Raw genomic sequence first — 21,396 nt, forward strand, 5'->3', positions numbered from 1 at the left:
GTGCACTCGTCGTTCAAATGACCGGGTGCGATAGAAGAGCTGGATCAAAACTTTGAATCAAGGAAATCGAAATGCGTCACCGTCATGGCCTGCGGAAACTGAACCGCACGAGCAGCCACCGTCTGGCAATGCTCCGTAACATGTCCAACTCGCTGATCGAGCACGAAGTCATCAAGACTACGCTGCCGAAGGCGAAGGAACTCCGTAAAGTCGTTGAGCCGCTGATCACGCTCGGCAAGAAGCCGTCGCTCGCGAACCGTCGTTTGGCATTCAACCGTCTGCGCGATCGCGATTCGGTCACGAAGCTTTTCGATGTACTCGGGCCGCGTTTCGCAAACCGTCCGGGTGGTTATCTGCGAATCCTGAAGTTCGGCTTCCGCGTGGGCGACAACGCGCCGATGGCGCTGGTCGAACTGCTCGATCGTCCGGAACCGGCTGAAGAAGAAAACGTCGTCGAAGCCGAGTAAGCTTTCTGTCGACCGAGACGAAGGAAACACAAAAAACCAGGCCATGCGCCTGGTTTTTTGCATTAAGCGCGTTTAAGCGTCGAATAGACCGAGTGGCCGATCGTCCAGTTGCGTCCGGAACACAATCGGTCTCGGTGATACGATGCTGGAAGCGGATTTTGTACAGCTGGAGGAGGTGTCGGTAATCATGAACGTGATCCTGATGTTGACCACGGTGCCCGACACCACGACCGCCGATAAGCTCACGTCGGCCATTCTGGCGGCCCGTTTAGCCGCATGCGCGACACAGCTTGGCGCGGTGCGGTCCAGCTTTCACTGGCAGGGCACGATCGAATCGGCTGACGAAGTCCAACTGTTGTTCAAAACGAGTGTCGCTCGCGCGCAGGAACTCGAGCAGTTCATTCTTTCGCATCACCCTTACGACACCCCGGAAATCCTTTCGTGGCAAGCGATCGCGTCAGCCGCATATGGGCAGTGGGTCAACGCGGAAACTCAACGTTCCATCCATGTATAACGGCCTGAATTCGTCCACGCGCGGTGTTGTGCGTGTTGCCCGGCTGCTCTTCGCCGGTCTGCTCATTGCATTGTTTTGCGTCGGTGCCGCGCGCGCGGCCGACGATTTTCTCGACCCCGCTGTTGCGTTCAAATTCAGCGCCACGGAACAGCCCGGCGAAGTCGACGTGCACTACAAGATCGCCGACGGTTACTACATGTATCGCGAACGCTTTTCTTTCGCGGTTCGTAACGGCACGTCGACCATCGGTGATCCGCAATTGCCCGCGGGGCATGTCAAGTTCGATCAGACATTCCAGAAGAACGTCGAGAGCTACCGCGGCGATTTGACCATCCGTATCCCGATCAAGAATGCGGCTGGACCATTTGATCTTGCGGTGACGTCACAAGGGTGCGCCGACGCGGGCATCTGCTATCCACCGATGGAACGCGTTTACCACGTGAGCGGTGCGGCGCTGCATGCTGCAACGGCGGGCGCGACGACCCGCGTCGCGCAGTCGGCGACACCCTCCGACTCATCCGCCGCAGGCAACTGGTACGAACGCGCGACAAGCGCGGACTATGCGCAATCGCTGTTGCAAGGTGGCGGCTTCTTCGCGATCGTCGGCTTGTACTTCGTCGCCGGCGTCGTGCTGAGTTTGCTGCCGTGCTCGTACCCGATGATTCCGATCCTTTCCGCAATCATCATCGGCGAAGGCGCGCGGGTCACCCGTGCACGTGGCTTTGGCCTGTCGCTTTCATACGTGATCGGCATGGCGCTGGTCTACACGGCGCTCGGCATTGCTGCGGCGCTGGTCGGACAGAGCCTGGGCGCGTGGCTGCAAAACCCGTGGGTACTGGGCGTATTCGCCATTCTATTGACGGTGTTCGCGCTGACGCTGATCGCAGGCGTCGATATCGCGATGCCTCAACGTTGGCAAAACAGCGTGTCGAAGGCGTCCGCAGGACACTCGGGCGGTAAGCTCGCTGCAGTCGCGGTGATGGGCGCGCTGTCGGCGCTGGTCGTTGGCGCATGCATGACGGCACCACTCTTCGCGGTGCTCGCGTTTATCGCTCATACCGGTAACGCCGTGCTCGGCGGCGCCGCGCTGTTCTCGATGGGAATCGGGCTCGGCGTGCCGCTGCTCATCATCGGACTGGGCGCCGGGACGTTTTTGCCGCGCGCGGGTGCATGGATGGACAGCGTGAAGGTGTTCTTCGGCGTGGTTCTGCTTGCTGCTGCGTTGTGGATTGTATGGCCAGTGCTCGGCGGCACCGCGCAGATGCTGTTGAGCGTGCTGTGGCTGCTGATCGCCGCCGCCGCATTGGGCCTCTTTTCACCGCAGCCGACGGCCGGCGGTTCGATCTGGCGTGGCCTCGGACGTGGAATCGGCGCCGCTTTCGCGATCTGGGCGGCGGTGCTGCTGGTCGGCGTAGCGGCCGGTTCGACCGACCCGCTGCGGCCACTCGCGGTCCTTGCGAGCCGCGCACCGGGCGTGAGCGTTGCAGCCGGCGGCAGTACGGCTGCGTCTGCTGCCGCGCAAAGCGACCTCACGTTCGCGCCAGTCAGTTCGTCCGGGCAACTCGATCAGGTCGTCAAAGCTGCCGCGCGGCCCGCCATGCTCGACTTCTATGCGGACTGGTGCGTCAGCTGCAAGGAAATGGAGAAGTTCACGTTTAGCGATCCGCGCGTCAACGCGCGCCTGAAGCAACTGAAGTTGCTGCGTGCCGACGTGACGGCTAACAATACCGATGATCAGGCGTTGCTGAAGCGATTCAATCTCTTCGGGCCGCCTGGCATCATCTTCTTCAACCAGGACGGTAAAGAAGTGCTGCGTGTGGTCGGCTACGAGTCAGCGGATACGTTCCTGCGCAGCCTTGACCGGGTCGCCGCCACGCAACAATCGCCTCAGTCCTGATCCGCTGTCCCAAATAACCCGACTACATTTGCGCGGGCGTTGTCGCACAAGCCGCAACGCCCGAGCGCAACATAAACGAAAACGGAGCGCCCTCGCGAACGCTGCGCGCCGCTTATTCATCAACCCGAGTCGAGCCATGCAGGCGACGCGAAGGTCGGGCGTGCGGCATCCGATTCGCGACGCGCCTGTCAACGATCAGCCGTTCACTTCTGCGAGCGAAGCAGTCGCGCCGCATCGAGCGCGAAGTACGTCAGCATGCCATTCGCACCCGCCCGTTTGAATGCGAGCAGCGACTCCATCATCGCCTTGTCGTGATCGAGCCAGCCGTTCTGCGCAGCTGCCTTCAACATCGCATACTCGCCGCTCACCTGATACACATACGTCGGAAAATGAAACTCGTCGCGCACGCGGCGCACGATGTCGAGGTAGGGCATACCGGGCTTGACCATCACCATGTCCGCGCCTTCGTCGATGTCGGCGCGAATCTCGCGCATCGCCTCGTCGGAATTTGACGGATCGAGTTGATAGGTCATCTTGTTGCTCTTGCCGAGGTTCGATGCGGAGCCGACCGCATCGCGGAACGGACCATAAAACGCCGATGCGAATTTGGCCGAATACGCCATGATCCGCGTATGAATGTGCTCCTCGCTCTCGAGCATCTCGCGGATCGCACCGATACGGCCGTCCATCATGTCCGACGGCGCAACGATATCGACGCCGGCTTCCGCGTGAGCTTTCGCCTGTTCCACAAGAATTTCGACAGTTGGATCGTTGATCACGTAACCGGTTTCGTCGATTACGCCGTCCTGACCATGGCTCGTATAAGGATCGAGCGCGACATCCGTCAGCACACCGAGCTCGGGGAAGTGTTTTTTTAACTCGCGTATCGCGCGCGGAATCAGGCCGGCAGGATTGGTCGCCTCGCGGCCGTCGGGCGTCTTCAGCGAGGGTTCGATCGCCGGAAACAGCGACAACACCGGCACACCCAATTGGACGCACTGTTCCGCCACGCCCATAAGCAGATCCACCGACACCCGCTCGACACCCGGCATCGACGGCACCGCTTGCCTTGCTTGAGTGCCCTCGACGATGAATACCGGATAAATCAGGTCATTAGTGGTGAGAACGTTCTCGCGCATCATGCGGCGCGAGAATTCGTCGCGTCGCATGCGGCGCGGACGTTGATGCGGGTAAAAACTCATATCGAAACTCGTGCGAATGTGAAACAGACGGTGGCCGCGTGCCAGAAACTTTTTGAGACAATGGTATATCATACCGATCGAGCAAGGCGCGCTGCGCCGACCTCCCCGCTTCTCCTCCCTGAGCGGGTGCCTGTCGTTTTTCGATTAGGCTGTTTAGCCCGCCGTCAACTTGCGGCGGGTTTTTTTATGGCGGACGGGAAATGCGCGCCACGCGGGTCATCGTGAGCTGCGTACACACGGGGTGGCGCACTATCGATGCGGACCCGCGCGCCAATATGTGTTGTGAGCCTGTTACGCCGTTCCGGCCGAATCACCGGATGGATCGTCTGCGATATCGGGGGCAATCCAGCTTTCGATTAACTCATGCGCTTCTTCGACACCGATGCGCTTGAGCGCCGAAAAGATCTGCGCGGTGAGTTCGCCCTGGTAACCGGCCGCGCGATAGTCGGCGAACGCCTTTTGCGTCGTACGTAACGCGTGGGTGCTTTCCTGACGCGTCAATTTGTCGCATTTGGTCAGCAAGGTATGAATCGGCTTGCCGGTCGGCGCGAACCACTCGATCATCCGCTGGTCCAGCTCGGTGAGCGGGCGCCTCGAATCCATCATCAGGATCATGCCGCGCAACTGCGCGCGCGACTGCAAGTAACTCGACAGCAACGCTTCCCAATGCGACTTTGCTGCGCCGGGCACTTCGGCATAGCCGTAGCCCGGCAGGTCGACCAGATGTGCGACTGGCTCATCGGCCGGCCCGACCGAGAAGTAATTGATATGTTGTGTGCGCCCCGGTGTTTTACTCGCGAACGCTAGCCGCTTCTGATTGCACAGTATGTTGATCGCGGTCGATTTGCCCGCATTCGAGCGCCCGGCAAATGCAACCTCAGGTTGCGCGGTGGACGGCAGGTCGCGCAAATGGTTGACAGTGGTGAAGAAGCGCGCCTGATGGAGCAGAAAGGGCATGAATAGGACCGGAATAGAATGCGTGACCCGCGTTGCAGGCCAACGCCTGGAGCGATGGGAAGTGCGGCTCGTGAACCGCATGGCGACTGCAACGACCACAACGGAACCACGCAACGCGAACGATATGGGCGGCCACGGCTGGATTGGCTGCGGGGCAAGCCCGACTGGCGTCTTGGCGATTAGCGAGTTATTGTACAATACGATGGTTTACTGAAAACCTGTGGAGCGTCGTGTACATCCACGCGCGCTCAATACGTAACTGGGGTTGCGAGGTATTTCAATCGGGTAATTCGGTCGCCGTCGTATTTTGCAGAACCTCTAATTCCCACAAGACGAAACAGGGTGTGCGAATGAATCGACTGGGCAGGATTCTGGTGGTGCTTCACACAGCGGTAGGTCTTTCAGGTTTGGTGGTACAGGCAAAAGCGGCGGATCAGGCAAAGCCGGATTTGAATCGGGGGCAGGCAATCGCAGCACAAGTTTGCGCTGCGTGTCACGGAGCGGATGGCAATAGCGCAGGCGGGGCGTATCCGAAGCTCGCCGGCCAGCATCCGGAATACCTCGTCAAACAGCTCAAGGATTTCAAAACGCAACCGGGCGCGAAGCAGCCCGCGCGCAGTAATCCGATCATGGCTGGCATTTCCGGTGCACTGTCGGATCAGGACATGGTGAACGTGGCCGCGTACTTTGCCACTCAGGTTCCGAAACCCGGCTACGCACACAACAAGAACACAGTGCCGCTGGGCCAGAAGATTTATCGCGCGGGTATTGCAGACAAGGGCGTGCCGGCCTGCGCAAGCTGTCACGGGCCGACTGGCCAGGGCATCCCCTCGCAGTATCCGCGTCTGTCAGGACAGTGGGCCGAGTACACGGCCGCACAATTGACGGCGTTCCAGCAGGGCCCGGGCGCACGCAACAACAGTGATGTGATGCACGCGATTGTGCAGCGTCTGTCAGATAGCGAGATCAAAGCCGTCGCTGATTACATCGCCGGTTTGCATTAAGCTAGCGCCCACGTGCAAGTCAAGCCGGCCAGGCGGTGTGCGGTAAAGCGGCAAAGAGGCCGGCGGAAAAAACAAGAAAAGGGTGAGGGCGTCGTCAGCATGAGACGGCCCTGCACCCTTTTTTGCTGTTCAGTTGGAGTTTGAATGAGCGTTACCACGTCGGGTCTGCAGTCGAAATCGCGTCAGCGGGTCGCGCGCGAAGTCATTGAGGTGCTGAGCTCAATGCGCTTTGCGATCGCGATGCTGGTGATTCTCGCGATTGCGAGCATCATCGGCACCGTGCTCACGCAGGACGATCCGTATCCCAACTACGTCAATCAGTTCGGCCCGTTCTGGGCGGATATCTTCCGGTCACTGAGCCTCTACACCGTGTACAGCGCATGGTGGTTCATGCTGATCCTCGGCTTTCTGATCACGTCGGTGTCGTTGTGCGTGATCCGCAATGCGCCGAAGATGATCGCCGACACGAAGAGCTGGAAGGACAAGGTGCGCGAAGCAAGCTTGCGCGCGTTCCATCACAAGGGTGAGTTCGTCGTCGAAGGAACGCGCGCGCAAGCCACCGCGACCTTGTCGCATCTGTCACGCAAGCTAGGCTACCAATTCGTGACGCGCGAGTCCGACGGCGCGACGCTGATCGCCGCGAAGCGAGGCGCGTTGACGAAGCTCGGCTATATCTCGGCACACCTTGCGATCGTCATCATCTGCATTGGCGGTTTGCTCGACAGCAATCTGCCGATCAAGCTGCAAATGTGGCTGTTCGACAAATCGCCGATTAGCGGCAATTCGGTGATCAACGATATCCCACCCGAGCACCGGCTGTCGCAATCGAATCCGACGTTTCGCGGTTATGCGTGGGTGCCCGAGGGGCAGCACGTGTCGACCGCGATTCTGAATCAGCCGAACGGTTCGCTGATTCAAGATCTGCCGTTCTCGATCCAGCTGGACAAATTCATTGTCGATTACTACTCGACGGGGATGCCGAAACTTTTCGCGAGCGACATCGTCGTGATCGACCACAAGACCGGGCAGCGCGTTCCGGCGCGCGTCGAGGTGAACAAGCCGTTCGAATACGACGGCGTGTCGATCTATCAATCGAGCTTCCAGGACGGCGGCTCCGAAATGAAGATGACCGCGTACCCGATGACGGGCAATAGCGCGAAGCCGGTTCCTTTTGGCGGCACGATTGGCAATTCGACGCCGCTCACCAGCGCGATTCCCGGCACCGACGGCCAGACCATCGAATTCGCCGATTTTCGTGCGATCAATGTCGAGAACATCACAAACGGCAATGGCCAGACCGACGCGCGCGGCGTCGCGGCGCACGAAACGTTGAAACAGGCGTTCGACGAGCGCCTCGGCTCCGGCGCGAAGTCGTCCAAGCCGCTCGATCTGCACAACGTCGGGCCGTCGGTACAGTACAAGGTGCGCGACAAGGATGGTCAGGCGCGCGAGTACAACAACTACATGCTGCCGGTGGAAGTCGGCGGCGAGCGCGTGTTTCTCGCGGGTGTGCGCATCAATCCGGACGATCCGTTCCGCTATCTGCGGATCCCGGCTGACGAAGGCGGCACGGTGAAGGATTGGATGAATCTGCGCGCGGCGCTCGAAAACCCGGCAACGCGCGCCGAAGCCGCGCATCGCTTTGCGCAGCGTTCAGTGCCGTCCTCGAATCAGGAGTTGCAGCAGCATCTGGAAGAAAGCGCGGTTCGTGTGCTCACCCTCTTTGCCGGCGCCGATAGCAGCCTCGCGCCGCAGCCTGGTCAGCCGGTCGGCGGCTTCCAGGCCATCGCGACGTTCATCGACCATTCGGTGCCGAAGGCGGAGCAGGAGAAGGCGGCAGGGCTGTTACTGCGCATGCTGGAAGGCGCGATGTGGGACGTCTGGCAACTCTCGCGTGCGCAAGCCGGCGAAACGCCGGCGCAGCCCAGTGACGCGGCCAGCCGTTTCATCCAGAACTCGATTAACGCAATTTCTGACAGCTTTTTCTATGGATCGCCGGTCTATCTGCAACTGGACGGCTTCAAGCAGGTGCAAGCCTCGGTATTTCAGTTGACGCGCGCGCCGGGTAAAAAAGTCGTGTATCTTGGCAGCCTGCTCCTCGTGCTGGGCATCTTCTCGATGTTCTATGTGCGCGAACGGCGCCTGTGGTTCTGGCTCAAAGATACGGATCGCGGCGTGAACGTCGTGATGGCGATGTCAAGCGCTCGAAAGACGTTCGACTTCGACAAGGAGTTCAGGGAGACGCGCGACGCGGTCGGTACGGCGCTCAACGCCAAACTGGCTGACGAATCGGCAGCGTCCGCTGCGTCCGGCGGCGGCAGCCACCCGGCTGATCCGGCAACCGGCCCACAAGATTCAACCCGGTAACATCATGGACTTGACCCAGTCTTCCTCTTCCTCGCCCGCACAACGGCCTGCCGCGACGTCGGCAGGGTTGCCAACCCGCAATGGCCTGCTCGACGATCGCCCGTTCCTGAAGCGGCTTACGCCGTTCGACTGGCTATTCGCGCTCGTGCTGGTCGGCGGCGCCGGGTTCGCGTTGACGCGCTACCACGCGTTCATGAATTACTACGACAAGCTGGTGCTGGTGTGCGCGGTGCCGGTGTTCGTTGTGCTCGGGTGGCGCTGGAAGCCGGTGCGACCGCTGATGATCGGCATCGCGGCGCTATCGCTGTCGGCTATCGCGCTTTACCACGGCGACCTGTCGCGCGCCGACCAGGCGTTCTTCCTCAAGTATTTCCTGTCGAGCCAGTCCGCGATCCTGTGGATGAGCGCGCTGTTCGTGTTTGCGACGCTCTTCTACTGGATCGGTTTGCTGTCGCGCTCACCGGCGGGCGCCGCGATCGGTTCGAAGATGACATGGGCCGCGGTGCTGATGGGCTTCGTCGGCTTGATGGTGCGCTGGTACGAGTCGTATCTGATCGGCGCGGACGTCGGCCATATTCCGATTTCGAACCTGTATGAAGTGTTCGTGCTGTTCAGCCTGATTACAGCGCTCTTCTATCTGTATTACGAATCGCATTACAACACGCGGGCGCTCGGTGCGTTCGTGCTGCTCGTGATCAGCGCGGCGGTCGGCTTCCTGATGTGGTACTCGATTGCGCGCGACGCGCAGCAGATCCAGCCGCTCGTTCCGGCGTTGCAAAGCTGGTGGATGAAAATCCACGTACCGGCGAACTTCATCGGTTACGGCAGCTTTGCGCTGTCGGCGATGGTGGGCGTGGCCTATCTGATGAAAGAACGCGGCGTGCTGGCCGACCGGCTGCCGACGCTGGATGTGCTCGACGACGTGATGTACAAATCGATCGCGGTGGGCTTCGCGTTCTTCACGGTGGCGACCATCCTCGGTGCGCTGTGGGCGGCGGAAGCATGGGGCGGCTACTGGAGCTGGGACCCGAAGGAGACGTGGGCGCTGATCGTGTGGTTGAATTACGCCGCATGGCTGCATATGCGTCTGATGAAGGGGCTGCGCGGAGCGGTGGCCGCGTGGTGGGCGCTGACGGGCCTGCTGGTGACGACGTTTGCGTTCCTCGGCGTGAACATGTTCCTTTCGGGGCTGCATAGTTACGGGAAGCTGTAATATCCGTCGCCCGAACCCGACAAATGACCGCCGCGTGTTAAACACCGGCGGTTTTTTTATGGTCAAACGGGATGATTTCCGAATTCTTTTCGTTTGCTACAACAGAAGCAGTAAGACCACGCGCCAATCATTCATAAGCGGGCCCGAGCCGGCACGCGAGGAGTAGCAACATGTGGATCAAGCGTACCGGCACGTCGCGCCTGGCCGGCGACGATATTCCGCGCAGCGAGATCACGCCGCAGCGGGTATTCGAAAACAGGCGGCGCATCCTGCAGGTGGCGGGCGCCGCGGCGCTCGGCGGTCTGATCGGGGGCGTGCCCGGCGAGGCGTTTGCGACGTTCTCGTCGCCGGATCCGAAGGCCCAGAAGCTCGCCGCGAAGACGAACCCGAAATTCGTCGTGGTCGACAAGGCGACACCGTACAAGGACATCACCACGTACAACAACTTCTACGAGTTCGGCACCGACAAGTCGGACCCGGCGCGCAACGCCGGTACGCTGCGGCCGCGTCCGTGGAAGGTGAGCGTGGAAGGCGAGGTGAAGAACCCGAAGGTCTACGATATCGACGAGTTGTTGAAGCTCGCGCCGCTCGAGGAGCGTGTTTACCGGCACCGGTGTGTGGAAGGCTGGTCGATGGTCATTCCGTGGATCGGCGTGCCGTTGTCGGAGCTGATCAAGCGCGTGCAGCCGACCGGTAATGCGAAGTACGTGCAATTCATCACCCTCGACGACCCGTCGCAAATGCCGGGTTTGTCGGACCCGATTCTCAATTGGCCGTATTCGGAAGGCCTGCGGATGGACGAAGCGATGAATCCGCTGACGCTGCTGACGATGGGTCTGTATGGGCAGGTGCTGCCGAACCAGAACGGCGCACCGGTGCGGATCGTTGTACCGTGGAAATACGGCTTCAAGAGTGCGAAATCACTGGTGAAGATCCGTTTTGTCGACAAAGAGCCGCCGACCAGCTGGAACACGTATGCACCGAACGAATACGGCTTCTATTCGAATGTGAATCCGAATGTCGACCATCCGCGCTGGAGCCAGGCGACCGAGCGGCGCATCGGCGAAGACGGCTTTTTCACGCCGAAGCGCAAGACGTTGATGTTCAACGGTTACGGCGATCTGGTCGCGTCGATGTATCAGGGCATGGACCTGAAGAAATACTTCTAGGCGGGGACGCAGATGGCAACCGACACGCAAACGGTATCCGGAGGCAGCGCGCAGCGCCCATCGACGGCGGTCGCAGGCAGTGCCGCCGGCTCTGCGAGCGCGAAGAAACGGCCGGCAACGGCGACGGGCCCGCGCTGGGTCGCGCCGGCAAAGATCGCGGTGTTTATCGCGGCGTTGTATCCGCTTGGGCGGCTTGTCCTGTTCGGCTTCACCGGTCAACTGGGCGCGAATCCGATCGAGTTCATCACGCGTTCGACCGGGCTATGGACGTTGGTGTTCCTTTGCATCACGCTGTCCATCACGCCGTTGCGCAAGCTTACCGGTGTCAATGCACTGCTGCGCTTGCGCCGCATGATCGGTCTGTATGCGTTCTTCTACGGCGCGCTGCACTTTACGACCTACTTCTGGTTCGACAAGTGGTTCGACGTTGCCGAGATTCTGAAAGATATCGGTAAGCGGCCTTTCATTACGGTCGGATTTGCCGCGTTCGTGCTGCTGATTCCACTGGCGGCCACATCGACGAAAGCGATGGTGCGCAGGCTCGGCCGCCGCTGGCAGATGCTGCATCGCGCGATCTATCTGATCGCCGCGCTCGCGATTCTGCACTTCTGGTGGATGAAGGCTGGCAAGCACGATCTGATCTTGCCGAAGATTTACGGCGCGATCGTGATCGCGCTGCTTGGGTGGCGCCTGATCGTATGGGCGCGTGAGCGGATCGCGCGGCGCGAGGCGGTGCGGCGCTGATTTCTCTGCGGGCGGTGTTCGCGCTAACGGGCGGGCGTCGGAGGATGGCCTGACAGCGTATGCGCTGCGCGCTCACGCCGTCATCCACACCTTTATCCCTTTGCGGTCTCAGTCAGGCAGCAGAGATTCGCCGGCAAACAGTTGCGTGACGTCTTCACGCGCGCGAATCAGATGCACGGTGTCGCCGTCGACCATCACTTCCGCGGCGCGCGGGCGGGTGTTGTAGTTAGAGCTCATCACGAAGCCATATGCGCCTGCGGAGCGAATCGCGAGCAGATCGCCCGCCGCCACCGCCAGTTCACGTTCGCGCCCGAGCCAGTCGCCGCTTTCGCAGACCGGGCCGACCACGTCGTACACCTGCTTCGGCGCGGCGCGCGTCACGACCGGCTCGATCGCGTGGTACGCGTTGTACATCGCGGGACGCGCAAGGTCGTTCATCGCGGCATCGACGATCAGAAAGTTCTTCTCGATACCGGGCTTCAAAAACTCGACACGCGTCAACAGGATGCCTGCGTTGCCGACCAGCGAGCGGCCGGGCTCGAAATACACCTCCCGGTGACCATGCCCGCGCGCGTCGATGCGATCGAGCACGGTGCGCACGAACACGCCGATATCGGGCGGCGTCTCGTCATCGTAGGTAATGCCGAGGCCGCCGCCGACGTCGATATGACGAATCTTCACGCCATCGGCCTCGATCTGCTCGACGAGCTCGAGCAGGCGGTCGACCGCATCGAGGTACGGCGAGACCTCGGTGATTTGCGAACCGATGTGGCAATCGATGCCGACGACCTCGAGGTGCCGCATCGCCGCGGCCGCGCGATACGTCGCGCGTGCGTCGTCGAACGCGACACCAAACTTGTTCGACTTGAGGCCGGTGGAAATGTACGGGTGCGTTTTTGCATCGACGTCCGGATTGACGCGCAGTGACACCGGCGCTCGCTTGCCCATCGCGCCCGCAGCCTCGTTGAGACGGTCCAGTTCCGGAATCGACTCGACATTGAAGCATTTCACGCCTGCGGCGAGCGCATCGCGCATTTCAGCGGCGCTCTTGCCCACGCCGGCAAAAACGGTGTTTTCCGCTTTGCCGCCCGCCGCGAGCACACGTGCGAGTTCGCCGCCCGACACGATGTCGAAGCCCGCGTTCATGCGCGCGAACACGTTCAACACCGCGAGGTTGCTATTCGCCTTCACGGCGACATGGACGCTCGCGCGGCGACCCGCGCATGCGCCCGCATAGGCTTGCCATGCGTCGGTCAGCGCGGCACGCGAGTAGACGTAAAGTGGGGTGCCGAAGCGCTCGGCGAGCGACACGGCGGACACGCGTTCGGCGTGCAGGACGCCGTCGACGTGGGCGAAAACGGATCGAGTCATGCGAAGGTCTTATTGAGCTTGAGGAACGTCGGACGCGGGCCGCTGCGGCATCGGCGCGGCGCTGCCGCTCGCGGGCGTCTGCATGGTGTCGTCAGGCGACAGCGTCAACGGTTCGCCCGATGTGTCGGGAATGGTCGACGACGCGGTTTCCGGGCCCGGTTTCACCTCGTCAGGCGACGGCGGTTGCGTCTGTTGTTGCGGCTTGGGTGGCAGTGGCGGAACGGTAGGCAGATAAAGCGGGCCGCGTTGCCCGCAACCGGCGAGCGCGCCCGCTGCGAGAATGGATAAAGCCGCTACAATCGCGCTCATCCGGAGTACGGCTCGCATAACAGTCCCTGTATAACGAATCCGTTGGAGTTTAGCATGACCGATATTGATTACCTGGCTCGTGCCGAAGCCGTGCTGGCGGCGGTCGAGCGTGCACTCGACTACACCGACGCCGATATCGAGTTCGGACGCAGCGGCAATGTTCTGACGCTGGAATTCGCGAACGGCACGAAGATTATCGTGAACCTGCAGCCGCCGATGCACGAAATCTGGATTGCCGCGAAGTCAGGCGGTTATCACTTCCGTTTCGTCGACGATGCATGGCGCGACACGCGCAACGGCACCGAATTCTTCGCAGCGCTGTCCGACTACGCGACGCAGCAGGCCGGGGAGCCGGTGCGGATTACCCCTTGAACCGCACTTGAACACGGTGCGGCGATGGCTGCTGGTGCAGGCCGTGCGCGTGATGCCCGTGACGGCCGCAATGCCCGTCAATGCGCGCTAGTGCCCGCTAGTACCCGCTAGTGCCCATCAATGCCCCGTTAGCGTCCGTTAATGTCCGCGGAACAGGTTCATGATGTCCTGCTTCTCCTGTTCTCCGACCTGCTCCGGCGCGCCCTCTGTGCCACTCGCTTCCTCGCCGGGTTGCGGCAGCGTGATGCCGACCGCCGAGACGAAGCCGTTGCCCGGCGTAAAGCCATCGAGATACAGCTCGTCGCCAATCGTGACGACGCCGTCGGGCATCGGCATCTTGTATTCGGGCACGCCCTTGAGCGCGCGGCCCATGTATTCGATCCACACCGGCAGCGCGAGTCCGCCGCCTGTTTCCTTGTCGCCGAGGCTGCGCGGGTTGTCGTAGCCGATCCACGCGATCGCTGTAAGCGTGTGCTGGTAGCCGGCGAACCATGCGTCGCGTGAATCGTTGGTGGTGCCGGTCTTGCCGGCGAGGTCGGTGCGCTTCAACACATTCGATTTCGCGCCGGTGCCGCGTTGCGCGACGCTTTGCAGCAGGCTGTTCATCACATAGGCATTGCGCGGCTCGATCGCATGCGGCGCGCTTTGCCCGGCAACGAGCGGCTGCGCGTGCGCGACGACGACCCCGCGCTGATCGGTGACTTCCGCGATCAGATACGGGTTGATGCGATAGCCGCCATTCGCGAACACCGAATACGCGGCGGCCATCTGCAGCGGCGTGACGAGGCCCGCGCCCAGCGCCATCGGCAGGTACGCGGGGTGGCGCTCCGCGTCGAAGCCAAACTGCGTGATGTACCGTTGCGCGTACTTGGTGCCGATGTGGTTCAAAATGCGGATCGACACGAGGTTCCTCGACTTTTGCAACGCGGTTCGCATCGTCATGGGGCCATCGAAGCCGCCGCCATAGTTTTTCGGTTCCCAGGCCTGGCCGCCGGTCTCGGCCGCGCTAAAAAAGAGCGGTGCATCGTTGATGATGGTCGCGGGTCCAAGGCCCTTTTCGAGCGACGCGGAATAGATGAACGGCTTGAAGCTCGAGCCTGGCTGGCGCCACGCTTGCGTCACGTGATTGAATTTGTTCTTGTTGAAGTCAAAGCCGCCGATGAGCGCGCGAATCGCGCCATCCTGCGGCACGATCGATACGAATGCGCCTTCCACTTGCGGCAACTGCGTGATCGACCAGTCGCCGTCGTCATTTTTGACCACACGCACGATTGCCCCGGGCCGGATCCGCTGGTTCGGCTGCGCACGTGCATTCAGCGCAGACGCCGCATAGCGCAGCCCATCGCCGCTGATCGTCACCGAGTTGCCACCGATTAGCGTCGCTTGCACCTGTTTCGGGGCAGCCGATGTGACGACCGCCGCGAAAATATCGCCATTGTCCGGATGCTCGAGCAGTGCGTCGTCGATCGCCTGCTCGCGGTCGTCCGGATCGCTGGGCAGGTCGATGAATGCCTCCGGGCCGCGATATCCGTGCCGGCGTTCGTAGTCCATCAAACCTTTGCGTAGTGCGCGATAGGCGACGTCCTGATCGGCGGAGTCGATCGTCGTGACCACATTCAGGCCGCGTGTGTACGCCTCTTCCCGATACTGCGCATACATCATCTGCCGGACCATCTCCGCCACGTACTCCGCGTGCACGCTGAACTCCTTGCCGGCGCCCTTGACGATGAGCGGCTGGCGCACCGCATCGTCGTACTGCTGCTGCGTGATGTAGTGCAGTTCGAGCATCCGCTGCAGGATGTATTCCTGGCGCACCTTCGCCCGCTTCGGATTGACGACCGGGTTATACGCGGACGGCGCCTTCGGCAGCCCGGCAAGCATCGCGGACTCGGCCAGCGTGAGGTCTTTCAGATCCTTGCCGAAGTACACGCGTGCGGCGCTCGCAAAACCGTATGCGCGTTGCCCGAGATAGATCTGATTCATATAGACCTCGAGAATCTGATCTTTCGACAGCTTCGACTCGATCTTGTACGCCAGCAGCATTTCGTACACCTTGCGCGTGTACGTCTTCTCACTGGACAGAAAGAAGTTGCGGGCGACCTGCATCGTAATCGTGCTTGCGCCTTGTGTCGCATGGCCGTTTGTCAGTGCAACGAATCCCGCGCGCAGGATGCCGGTCAGATCGACGCCGCCATGATCGTAAAAGCGTGCATCCTCGATTGCGAGCACGGCCTTTTTGAGGTTGTCCGGCACGTCGCGTATGTGCACGATATCGCGCCGTTCCTCGCCGAATTCGCCGATCAGCACGTGATCGGCGGTGTAGATGCGCAGCGGCACCTTGGGCTGATAGTCGGTGAGCGCGTCGAGGGACGGCAGGTTAGGTGTCGCGACGACCAGCGCGTAGCCGAGTACGAGCGCCGCGCTCACGATGCCCGCAAAGATCAGACCAACGAAACCCAGAATAAGCGTGAGCCACCACGGGCGCCTGCGTTTGCGCGGCACCGGCGGCGGGGACGAAGGACTTGAAGTTTGTTGCATATAACCACCAGAAACCAGTCCCGCGATTATAGCCGCGCGCACCATTAGCTTTCGATGCGCTTACATCGCTGCGGGCGCCGGCGACAGCCAATAAGGACGGCCAACGAAGGCCGCCAACGACAGTGCCGGACGCAGACAGGCTGTAAGGGAAACGACATCACGGAATGACGTCACTGTAGCTCGTCCAGCCGCGTCCGGGCAGTACTTCTGTGCGCGTTAGCCATTCGGCCGAATTTCGCAGAACGCACGGTCTGAGCACAATCCTCTCCGTTGTCCGCGTTCGAATGGGTTGTCCGCGGGTTGGTGAAAGGGAGGCAAGATGGCGTTGAAAACTTCGTTGCAAAGGGCGGTGCGCCGGTTCGCGGCTGGCATCGACGTGAGTCCGCAGGCGGTGCGGCTCGTAGTGCTGAGCCGGCGCGTGCGCGGCGACGAGCCGGTGCGAATCGACTGCGTCGCGTCGATGCCGCTACGGCCCGGTGCGATGGCGGGTGCCGAGATTGTCGATCGGCAGGCGGTCGCGCATGCGCTGTTCGAGCTGTTCGACAGCTTGCAGATTGAACGCGTTGTGCTTTCGTTGCCATGCGCGATGGCGATTCCCGGTTCGGCGACGCTAACGGCAAGCGTGCCGCTCTGTCAGCTTGCGCCGCTTCTGCGGCGTCAAGGGCCGCCGCCGAACGCGGAGTGCCCGAACGGCGACGCCCTGGCGGCACTCGAGCCGGCGGTGCTGATCGAGGTGGAGCGCATCGCGGGAATCGAGCGGCATGCGCTCGCGGTCGACTGGTATATCGACGAATCGTCGTTGCGCGAAGGGGAGGTGACGATCGCCGCAACGGCGCGCCAGCATCTCGAAGCACGCATCGAGTGCGCGGCGATTGCCGGCATCTCGTTGACGTCGATCGACGGCGAGCCGCATGCGGCGTTGCGGGCGATGCGTTACGCGGCAGCAGTCGAACTCGAACTGAATGACGAGTACGTGGCCATCTGGGTCGGCAGTGATGGCATTTATGGCTGGCGTATCGCCGATGACGAGGTCGCGGCGCATATGCGTTACCCGGCGCCTGAGCACGGCAGTCTGGCCGATGCGCTGCGCGAGCTGGGCGGCGGCAGTGAGCTTGTGTCGGTGCTGGTGGCGGGCGAAATCGCGCTGCTCGACGGCGTCTCGCTGTCGCTTGCCGACATCGGCGACGTGCTCGGCTGCACGGCGCTGCCATTCCAATGCGCACTGCTTGGCGAGGTCGCGCATCCGGATGACTCGGAATTGCTGAGCGATCCCGCGTGTGCGGTTGCATTCGGTCTCGCGGTACGGGGAATCTACGAATGAAGTGGCTCACGTTGCGCTTCGGCGATGCGCCGGCGCGGCGTGCGCGGCCGGTGTGGCTAGGGGGATTCAATCTGCTGCCGCACCGGCAGCGCGCCGCGCGCCGTGAACGGCGGCGCCGCGTCAACGAAGCGTTGGGCTCGGTGGCGGTCGGGTGCATCGCTGTGCTGGCGCTGGCCACCTGGCAGACGGTCGATCGGGTACGGCTCGACGCGCAACGCGCTTCGTTCGAGCGGTCGCTCTCACAACTGACCGCGCCGCTTGCCGAACATGCGCGGCTTACACGCGACGTCGATGACGCGCATACACGCGCCGCGCACGCGGCATCGCTCGTCGAGCCGCTCGTGCACCTGCTGGCGCTGCTGGATGAGTTGGCCGTCGAGCCTCGCGAGCGCGTGGTCGTGCGGCAAATGCGGCATCGTGACCACGAGACGGAACTGCTCGCGATCGCGCACGACCATACGGCACCGGCATCGTGGGTGAAGCGCTTGAGTGCGATACCTGGAGTGAGGGACGCTGAAGTCAAAGACTTGCGCCGTGCGCCGCCACCGGCGCGCGGCGTCATCGGAAACGCCAGCGAAGCAATCGGGTTCTCGGCGCGCCTCGACTGGAAGGGTGCGCGCGAACTTGCAGCAGCGAGGTCCGCGCCCGCGGTACGTCCGGTACAAGGTGGCGACATACATGGCGGCGACATGCGAGGTACAAGATGAGTGTAAGCATCACGGGCCGCTTCGGTCCGATCAACCAACGAAAAGCGCCGCGCCACTGGGTGGACCGTCTGCGCGTGCCGCACGGTGCGTGGAGCGGGCGACGGCGTCTGCTAGCGGCGAGTCTGATCGCGAGCGCGACGTTTGCGCTTGGCGCCAACGCGTGGGTCGCAGCGGATTTTGCGGGCGCGCGCGCGATGCACGCGTTGCTCGACGACACGCAACGCCGTTTCAACAGCGCGCAACACGCTATCGGTGAACTGCCGGCGCTGCGCGCGGCGGCCGGCGCGGCCAATTCGATGCGCTCCACTCGAGCGACCGATAGCGGCGCGTCGACGGATGACGTGCGGATCGTGTCGCAACTCGCGGCACGCGGCGGCATGACATTGATCTCGCTTGAGCCGGGAGCGGTCACGGGGACGGGAATCGATGCGATGCGTCCGCTGCGCTTGACGGCACTTGCGCAATTTTCGCAAGTGCTGGCCTTTGTGCGAGCACTGCCAAGTATTCCGGTGCTGATCGTGCCAGGCGAATTGCTGATCAGGCCAGCCAATGACGCCTCGCCGAATGGCGGTCTGCTGTCGGTCAGCGCGACACTGAACGTATTCGATGCACTGCGTCCGCTCGAACCGCCCGCTACCGGGTTGCAGGACGATGCGGCCATCGACGATGACGAAGATATCTTCTATTACGATCCGTTCTTGCCGCCGCCGCAATCTGACGCGCGCGTTGCCGCCGCTGACACTGCCGGAATTCGCCTCGTCGGTCTTTTGTACGATCTCGCGCGCGGTCTGGGGCTTGTCGAAACGCCTGATGGCGAAGCGATGCTCGAAGCAGGGCAGCACGTTCGTGGCGAAAGCGTTGCGCGCGTCGACGGATTCGGCGTGACGCTTGCGGCGCGAGACGGCAGCGAGCATCAGTTGACGTTCGAGGAAACGGTGCAATGAACGCCCGATCTCGCCTGAAGTCGGCAATGGCGGTCACGTCGATGGTAACGGCGGCGGCTCATGCGTCGCTGCCGCCGTTACCCGAGTCGATGCCGCTCGACGACACGCTCGCGCAATACGGTGTGCCGCCGCTACCGTTGCTGCGTGTTGCATCCAATGAAGTGCGCAATCCGTTCACGGCGGATCTTGCGACCGATGAAGCTGTGCAGGTCGACGCTGCGGCGGATCCATCCGCGGCTGCCTATAAGCGCGACGATAACGACGACAAGGGCGACGATGCATCACCAGCAATCGCAGCGGGCAGCGAATCGACAATACCCCGAGAGTCGACGCGTACCGAGGATCCGCAAGCCGCGCTGGAAGGACCGCCGGTGCCGCTCGCTCCAATGGCGCGGCTGACCACCACGCCGGCCGCGACGGCTGTCGACGATCTGCCGCCCGACCGGCCGATTTCGCTGAATTTCCGGCGCGCTGAGCTGGGTGCCGTGCTGAACGCATTCGCACAATTCACAGGCCTGAACATCATTGCGAGCGACAAGGCGCACGGCGTGGTCACACTGCATCTCGACAAGGTGCCATGGCGTACGGCGTTCGATACACTGCTCGACGTCAACGGACTTGCGATGGAACGTCGCGCCAACGTGATCTGGGTTGCGCCGCTTGCCGAACTCGCCGCGCGTGAGCGGCAGCGTTTCGAGGCGCACGCGCGTGGCGCGGATCTCGAACCGCTCGCCAGCCGCACCTTCGAATTGCACTACGCGCATGCCGACGAAGTGCGCAAGATGTTGACCGGATCAGGCAACCAGCGTGTGTTGTCAAAGCGCGGTGCGGTGATGGCCGATCCGCGCACGAATCTGCTTTTCATCACCGATCTCGAAGCGCGTCTTGCGCAAATCGCGAAGCTGATCGCGGCGATCGACCAGCCAACGCGTCAGGTGATGATCGAGGCGCGCATCGTCGAAGGCGAACGGGGCTTCTCGCGCAACCTCGGTGTAAAGCTGTCGATGGCGGCCACCAGCGAGGATGGGGCGGCGCTCGGCGTGACCGGTGGCAAGGACGGTGCGATCCACGATCTGTCCGCGCGGCCGATTTCCGGATTCGACGCGGCAACCGCCGGCCTGACGCTGTTCGCCGCGCGTGCAACGCGTCTGATCAACCTCGAGCTGAGTGCGCTTGAAGCGGAAGGACGCGGGCAGATCGTGTCGAGTCCGCGCGTCGTGACCGCGGACCGGATGAAGGCGATCGTCGAGCAGGGTACGGAACTGCCGTATCAGGCGAAGGTCGGTCAGGGCGTGTCCGGCGTGCAGTTTCGTCGCGCGAGCCTGAAGCTCGAGGTGGAGCCGCAAATCACGCCCGATGGCAGAGTCGTGCTCGACCTCGATGTCGCGAAAGACAGCGTTGGCGAGCAGACCGCGGCCGGGCCGGCGATCAACACGAAACATGTGCAAACACGCGTGCAGGTCGAGGATGGCGGCACGGTGTCGATCGGCGGCATCTATGAGACCGACGATCGCGATGATGTGACTCGCGTGCCGGTCCTGGGCAAAATACCCCTTTTGGGCGCGCTTTTTCGTCATCGCGCGCATCGCGATACGCGCAGCGAGCTGGTCGTTTTCATCACGCCGAACGTTGTGCAGATGAATTGATGCGCGAAAGTACAGGCCGGCCCGCAGGCTCGACAAGCCGGCCGCTTTGACAGTAAGCTGCGCCACAAACCAAACCGGATTAGCCAGAGGACACCGTTGCAAGCGCGGGACGCACACGCCAATGTTTTTTTTGTAGGGCTCATGGGAGCGGGCAAGACGACCGTCGGCCGCGCCGTGGCGCGGCGGCTGGATCGTCCGTTCTTCGATTCCGATCACGAGATCGAGGAACGCACGGGCGCCCGCATTCCGGTCATTTTCGAGCTAGAAGGCGAATCGGGATTCCGCGAACGCGAAGCGCAGGCGATCGAGGAGCTGACGAGCCGCTCAGGCATCGTGCTCGCGACCGGCGGCGGCGCGATCCTGCGGCCCGAAAACCGCGACGCGCTGCGCAATCGCGGGCTGGTCGTCTATCTGCGCGCGAATCCGCACGATTTGTGGCTGCGCACCCGGCGCGACAAGAATCGCCCGTTACTGCAGACTGAAGACCCGAAAGCGAAGCTCGAAGCATTGTACGAAGTGCGCGATCCGCTTTACCGCGAATGTGCACACTTCGTGATTGAAACCGGACGTCCGTCGGTCAACGGCCTTGTCAACATGGTGCTGATGCAGCTGGAGATGGCGGGCGTCGGCAAACCCGCTGCGTCATAATTGCGA

19 protein-coding genes are annotated in these 21,396 nt (G+C 62.2%); 14 read left to right on the forward strand and 5 right to left on the reverse strand.

Annotated elements, in window-relative coordinates; genetic code table 11:
• The first annotated feature begins 71 nt into the window (after window positions 1–71).
• The 3 genes from rplQ (at window position 72) to dsbD (ending at window position 2,878) form a co-directional block, all read left to right on the forward strand.
• A complete protein-coding gene (rplQ, locus tag HV796_RS17345; protein ID WP_134197258.1) occupies window positions 72–467 on the forward strand; it encodes a 50S ribosomal protein L17 in 396 nt (131 codons plus the stop codon).
• Window positions 468–654: 187 nt separating this feature from the next.
• The gene (gene cutA, locus HV796_RS17350; RefSeq protein ID WP_175227854.1) at window positions 655–981 is read left to right on the forward strand and encodes a divalent-cation tolerance protein CutA; all 327 of its coding nucleotides are present in this window, start codon (window positions 655–657) and stop codon (window positions 979–981) included.
• On the forward strand, window positions 974–2,878 hold the full coding sequence (gene dsbD / locus HV796_RS17355; RefSeq protein ID WP_175227723.1) for a protein-disulfide reductase DsbD: 1,905 nt from the start codon (window positions 974–976) through the stop codon (window positions 2,876–2,878). The genes cutA and dsbD overlap by 8 nt, the downstream gene beginning before the upstream one ends.
• 203 nt (window positions 2,879–3,081) lie before the next feature.
• Here dsbD and hemB read toward each other — a convergent pair whose 3' ends face one another.
• Together hemB and yihA are read right to left on the reverse strand one after the other, a co-directional pair.
• Window positions 3,082–4,080 carry a porphobilinogen synthase gene (hemB, locus tag HV796_RS17360; RefSeq protein WP_175227724.1) on the reverse strand — a complete coding sequence of 333 codons (999 nt, stop codon included), beginning with the start codon at window positions 4,078–4,080 and terminating at the stop codon, window positions 3,082–3,084.
• Between the two features lie 291 nt (window positions 4,081–4,371).
• Window positions 4,372–5,037, reverse strand: coding sequence for a ribosome biogenesis GTP-binding protein YihA/YsxC (yihA, locus tag HV796_RS17365; RefSeq protein ID WP_175227725.1), 666 nt, complete (start codon window positions 5,035–5,037; stop codon window positions 4,372–4,374).
• A gap of 350 nt (window positions 5,038–5,387) precedes the next feature.
• Between yihA and HV796_RS17370 the strand changes: the two genes are divergently transcribed.
• The 5 genes from HV796_RS17370 to msrQ all read left to right on the forward strand — a co-directional run bounded on the left by HV796_RS17370 (window position 5,388) and on the right by msrQ (window position 11,534).
• Window positions 5,388–6,041: a c-type cytochrome gene (locus HV796_RS17370; RefSeq protein WP_175227855.1), complete on the forward strand. Its 654-nt coding sequence runs from the start codon at window positions 5,388–5,390 to the stop codon at window positions 6,039–6,041.
• Between the two features lie 144 nt (window positions 6,042–6,185).
• Entirely contained in the window at window positions 6,186–8,408 is a 2,223-nt protein-coding gene (locus tag HV796_RS17375) for a cytochrome c biogenesis protein ResB (protein ID WP_175227726.1), read from the forward strand.
• 4 nt (window positions 8,409–8,412) lie between these two features.
• Window positions 8,413–9,621 carry a c-type cytochrome biogenesis protein CcsB gene (gene ccsB / locus HV796_RS17380; protein ID WP_175227727.1) on the forward strand — a complete coding sequence of 403 codons (1,209 nt, stop codon included), beginning with the start codon at window positions 8,413–8,415 and terminating at the stop codon, window positions 9,619–9,621.
• A gap of 170 nt (window positions 9,622–9,791) precedes the next feature.
• A complete protein-coding gene (gene msrP, locus HV796_RS17385; protein WP_175227728.1) occupies window positions 9,792–10,790 on the forward strand; it encodes a protein-methionine-sulfoxide reductase catalytic subunit MsrP in 999 nt (332 codons plus the stop codon).
• 12 nt (window positions 10,791–10,802) lie between these two features.
• On the forward strand, window positions 10,803–11,534 hold the full coding sequence (gene msrQ, locus HV796_RS17390; RefSeq protein ID WP_175227729.1) for a protein-methionine-sulfoxide reductase heme-binding subunit MsrQ: 732 nt from the start codon (window positions 10,803–10,805) through the stop codon (window positions 11,532–11,534).
• 108 nt (window positions 11,535–11,642) lie between these two features.
• Here msrQ and lysA read toward each other — a convergent pair whose 3' ends face one another.
• Window positions 11,643–12,905: a diaminopimelate decarboxylase gene (gene lysA / locus HV796_RS17395; RefSeq protein ID WP_175227730.1), complete on the reverse strand. Its 1,263-nt coding sequence runs from the start codon at window positions 12,903–12,905 to the stop codon at window positions 11,643–11,645.
• A 9-nt stretch (window positions 12,906–12,914) separates the two neighbouring features.
• Complete coding sequence (lptM, locus tag HV796_RS17400; RefSeq protein WP_175227731.1) at window positions 12,915–13,232, reverse strand: LPS translocon maturation chaperone LptM; 318 nt, start codon at window positions 13,230–13,232, stop codon at window positions 12,915–12,917.
• Between the two features lie 36 nt (window positions 13,233–13,268).
• Between lptM and cyaY the strand changes: the two genes are divergently transcribed.
• Window positions 13,269–13,586 carry an iron donor protein CyaY gene (cyaY, locus tag HV796_RS17405; protein ID WP_175227732.1) on the forward strand — a complete coding sequence of 106 codons (318 nt, stop codon included), beginning with the start codon at window positions 13,269–13,271 and terminating at the stop codon, window positions 13,584–13,586.
• Between the two features lie 138 nt (window positions 13,587–13,724).
• Here the strand turns inward: cyaY and HV796_RS17410 are convergent, their stop codons facing one another.
• Window positions 13,725–16,124: a penicillin-binding protein 1A gene (locus tag HV796_RS17410; RefSeq protein WP_175227733.1), complete on the reverse strand. Its 2,400-nt coding sequence runs from the start codon at window positions 16,122–16,124 to the stop codon at window positions 13,725–13,727.
• 319 nt (window positions 16,125–16,443) lie between these two features.
• Here HV796_RS17410 and HV796_RS17415 point away from each other — a divergent pair, with 319 nt between their 5' ends.
• The 5 genes from HV796_RS17415 to HV796_RS17435 all read left to right on the forward strand — a co-directional run bounded on the left by HV796_RS17415 (window position 16,444) and on the right by HV796_RS17435 (window position 21,390).
• Complete coding sequence (locus HV796_RS17415; RefSeq protein ID WP_175227734.1) at window positions 16,444–17,445, forward strand: type IV pilus biogenesis protein PilM; 1,002 nt, start codon at window positions 16,444–16,446, stop codon at window positions 17,443–17,445.
• Window positions 17,442–18,152, forward strand: coding sequence for a fimbrial assembly protein (locus tag HV796_RS17420; protein ID WP_175227735.1), 711 nt, complete (start codon window positions 17,442–17,444; stop codon window positions 18,150–18,152). Before HV796_RS17415 ends, HV796_RS17420 begins: the two co-directional genes overlap by 4 nt.
• On the forward strand, window positions 18,149–19,096 hold the full coding sequence (locus tag HV796_RS17425; protein ID WP_175227736.1) for a hypothetical protein: 948 nt from the start codon (window positions 18,149–18,151) through the stop codon (window positions 19,094–19,096). Before HV796_RS17420 ends, HV796_RS17425 begins: the two co-directional genes overlap by 4 nt.
• On the forward strand, window positions 19,093–20,742 hold the full coding sequence (locus tag HV796_RS17430) for a type IV pilus secretin PilQ (RefSeq protein WP_175227737.1): 1,650 nt from the start codon (window positions 19,093–19,095) through the stop codon (window positions 20,740–20,742). Before HV796_RS17425 ends, HV796_RS17430 begins: the two co-directional genes overlap by 4 nt.
• A 96-nt stretch (window positions 20,743–20,838) precedes the next feature.
• A complete protein-coding gene (locus HV796_RS17435) occupies window positions 20,839–21,390 on the forward strand; it encodes a shikimate kinase (protein WP_175227738.1) in 552 nt (183 codons plus the stop codon).
• Window positions 21,391–21,396 lie beyond the last annotated feature (6 nt).

The sequence above is a fragment of the Paraburkholderia humisilvae genome (assembly GCF_902859855.1).
GTDB lineage: Bacteria > Pseudomonadota > Gammaproteobacteria > Burkholderiales > Burkholderiaceae > Paraburkholderia > Paraburkholderia humisilvae.

Coding starts and splice junctions, on each gene's coding strand:
- hemB (WP_175227724.1), bottom strand. CDS start 4,080: ATGAGTTTTTACCCGCATCAACGTCCGCGCCGCATGCGACGCGACGAA.
- HV796_RS17370 (WP_175227855.1), top strand. CDS start 5,388: ATGAATCGACTGGGCAGGATTCTGGTGGTGCTTCACACAGCGGTAGGT.
- yihA (WP_175227725.1), bottom strand. CDS start 5,037: ATGCCCTTTCTGCTCCATCAGGCGCGCTTCTTCACCACTGTCAACCAT.
- HV796_RS17430 (WP_175227737.1), top strand. CDS start 19,093: ATGAACGCCCGATCTCGCCTGAAGTCGGCAATGGCGGTCACGTCGATG.
- HV796_RS17425 (WP_175227736.1), top strand. CDS start 18,149: ATGAGTGTAAGCATCACGGGCCGCTTCGGTCCGATCAACCAACGAAAA.
- msrP (WP_175227728.1), top strand. CDS start 9,792: ATGTGGATCAAGCGTACCGGCACGTCGCGCCTGGCCGGCGACGATATT.
- HV796_RS17415 (WP_175227734.1), top strand. CDS start 16,444: ATGGCGTTGAAAACTTCGTTGCAAAGGGCGGTGCGCCGGTTCGCGGCT.
- ccsB (WP_175227727.1), top strand. CDS start 8,413: ATGGACTTGACCCAGTCTTCCTCTTCCTCGCCCGCACAACGGCCTGCC.
- dsbD (WP_175227723.1), top strand. CDS start 974: ATGTATAACGGCCTGAATTCGTCCACGCGCGGTGTTGTGCGTGTTGCC.
- HV796_RS17375 (WP_175227726.1), top strand. CDS start 6,186: ATGAGCGTTACCACGTCGGGTCTGCAGTCGAAATCGCGTCAGCGGGTC.
- lysA (WP_175227730.1), bottom strand. CDS start 12,905: ATGACTCGATCCGTTTTCGCCCACGTCGACGGCGTCCTGCACGCCGAA.
- msrQ (WP_175227729.1), top strand. CDS start 10,803: ATGGCAACCGACACGCAAACGGTATCCGGAGGCAGCGCGCAGCGCCCA.
- HV796_RS17410 (WP_175227733.1), bottom strand. CDS start 16,124: ATGCAACAAACTTCAAGTCCTTCGTCCCCGCCGCCGGTGCCGCGCAAA.
- lptM (WP_175227731.1), bottom strand. CDS start 13,232: ATGCGAGCCGTACTCCGGATGAGCGCGATTGTAGCGGCTTTATCCATT.
- HV796_RS17420 (WP_175227735.1), top strand. CDS start 17,442: ATGAAGTGGCTCACGTTGCGCTTCGGCGATGCGCCGGCGCGGCGTGCG.
- cutA (WP_175227854.1), top strand. CDS start 655: ATGAACGTGATCCTGATGTTGACCACGGTGCCCGACACCACGACCGCC.
- cyaY (WP_175227732.1), top strand. CDS start 13,269: ATGACCGATATTGATTACCTGGCTCGTGCCGAAGCCGTGCTGGCGGCG.
- rplQ (WP_134197258.1), top strand. CDS start 72: ATGCGTCACCGTCATGGCCTGCGGAAACTGAACCGCACGAGCAGCCAC.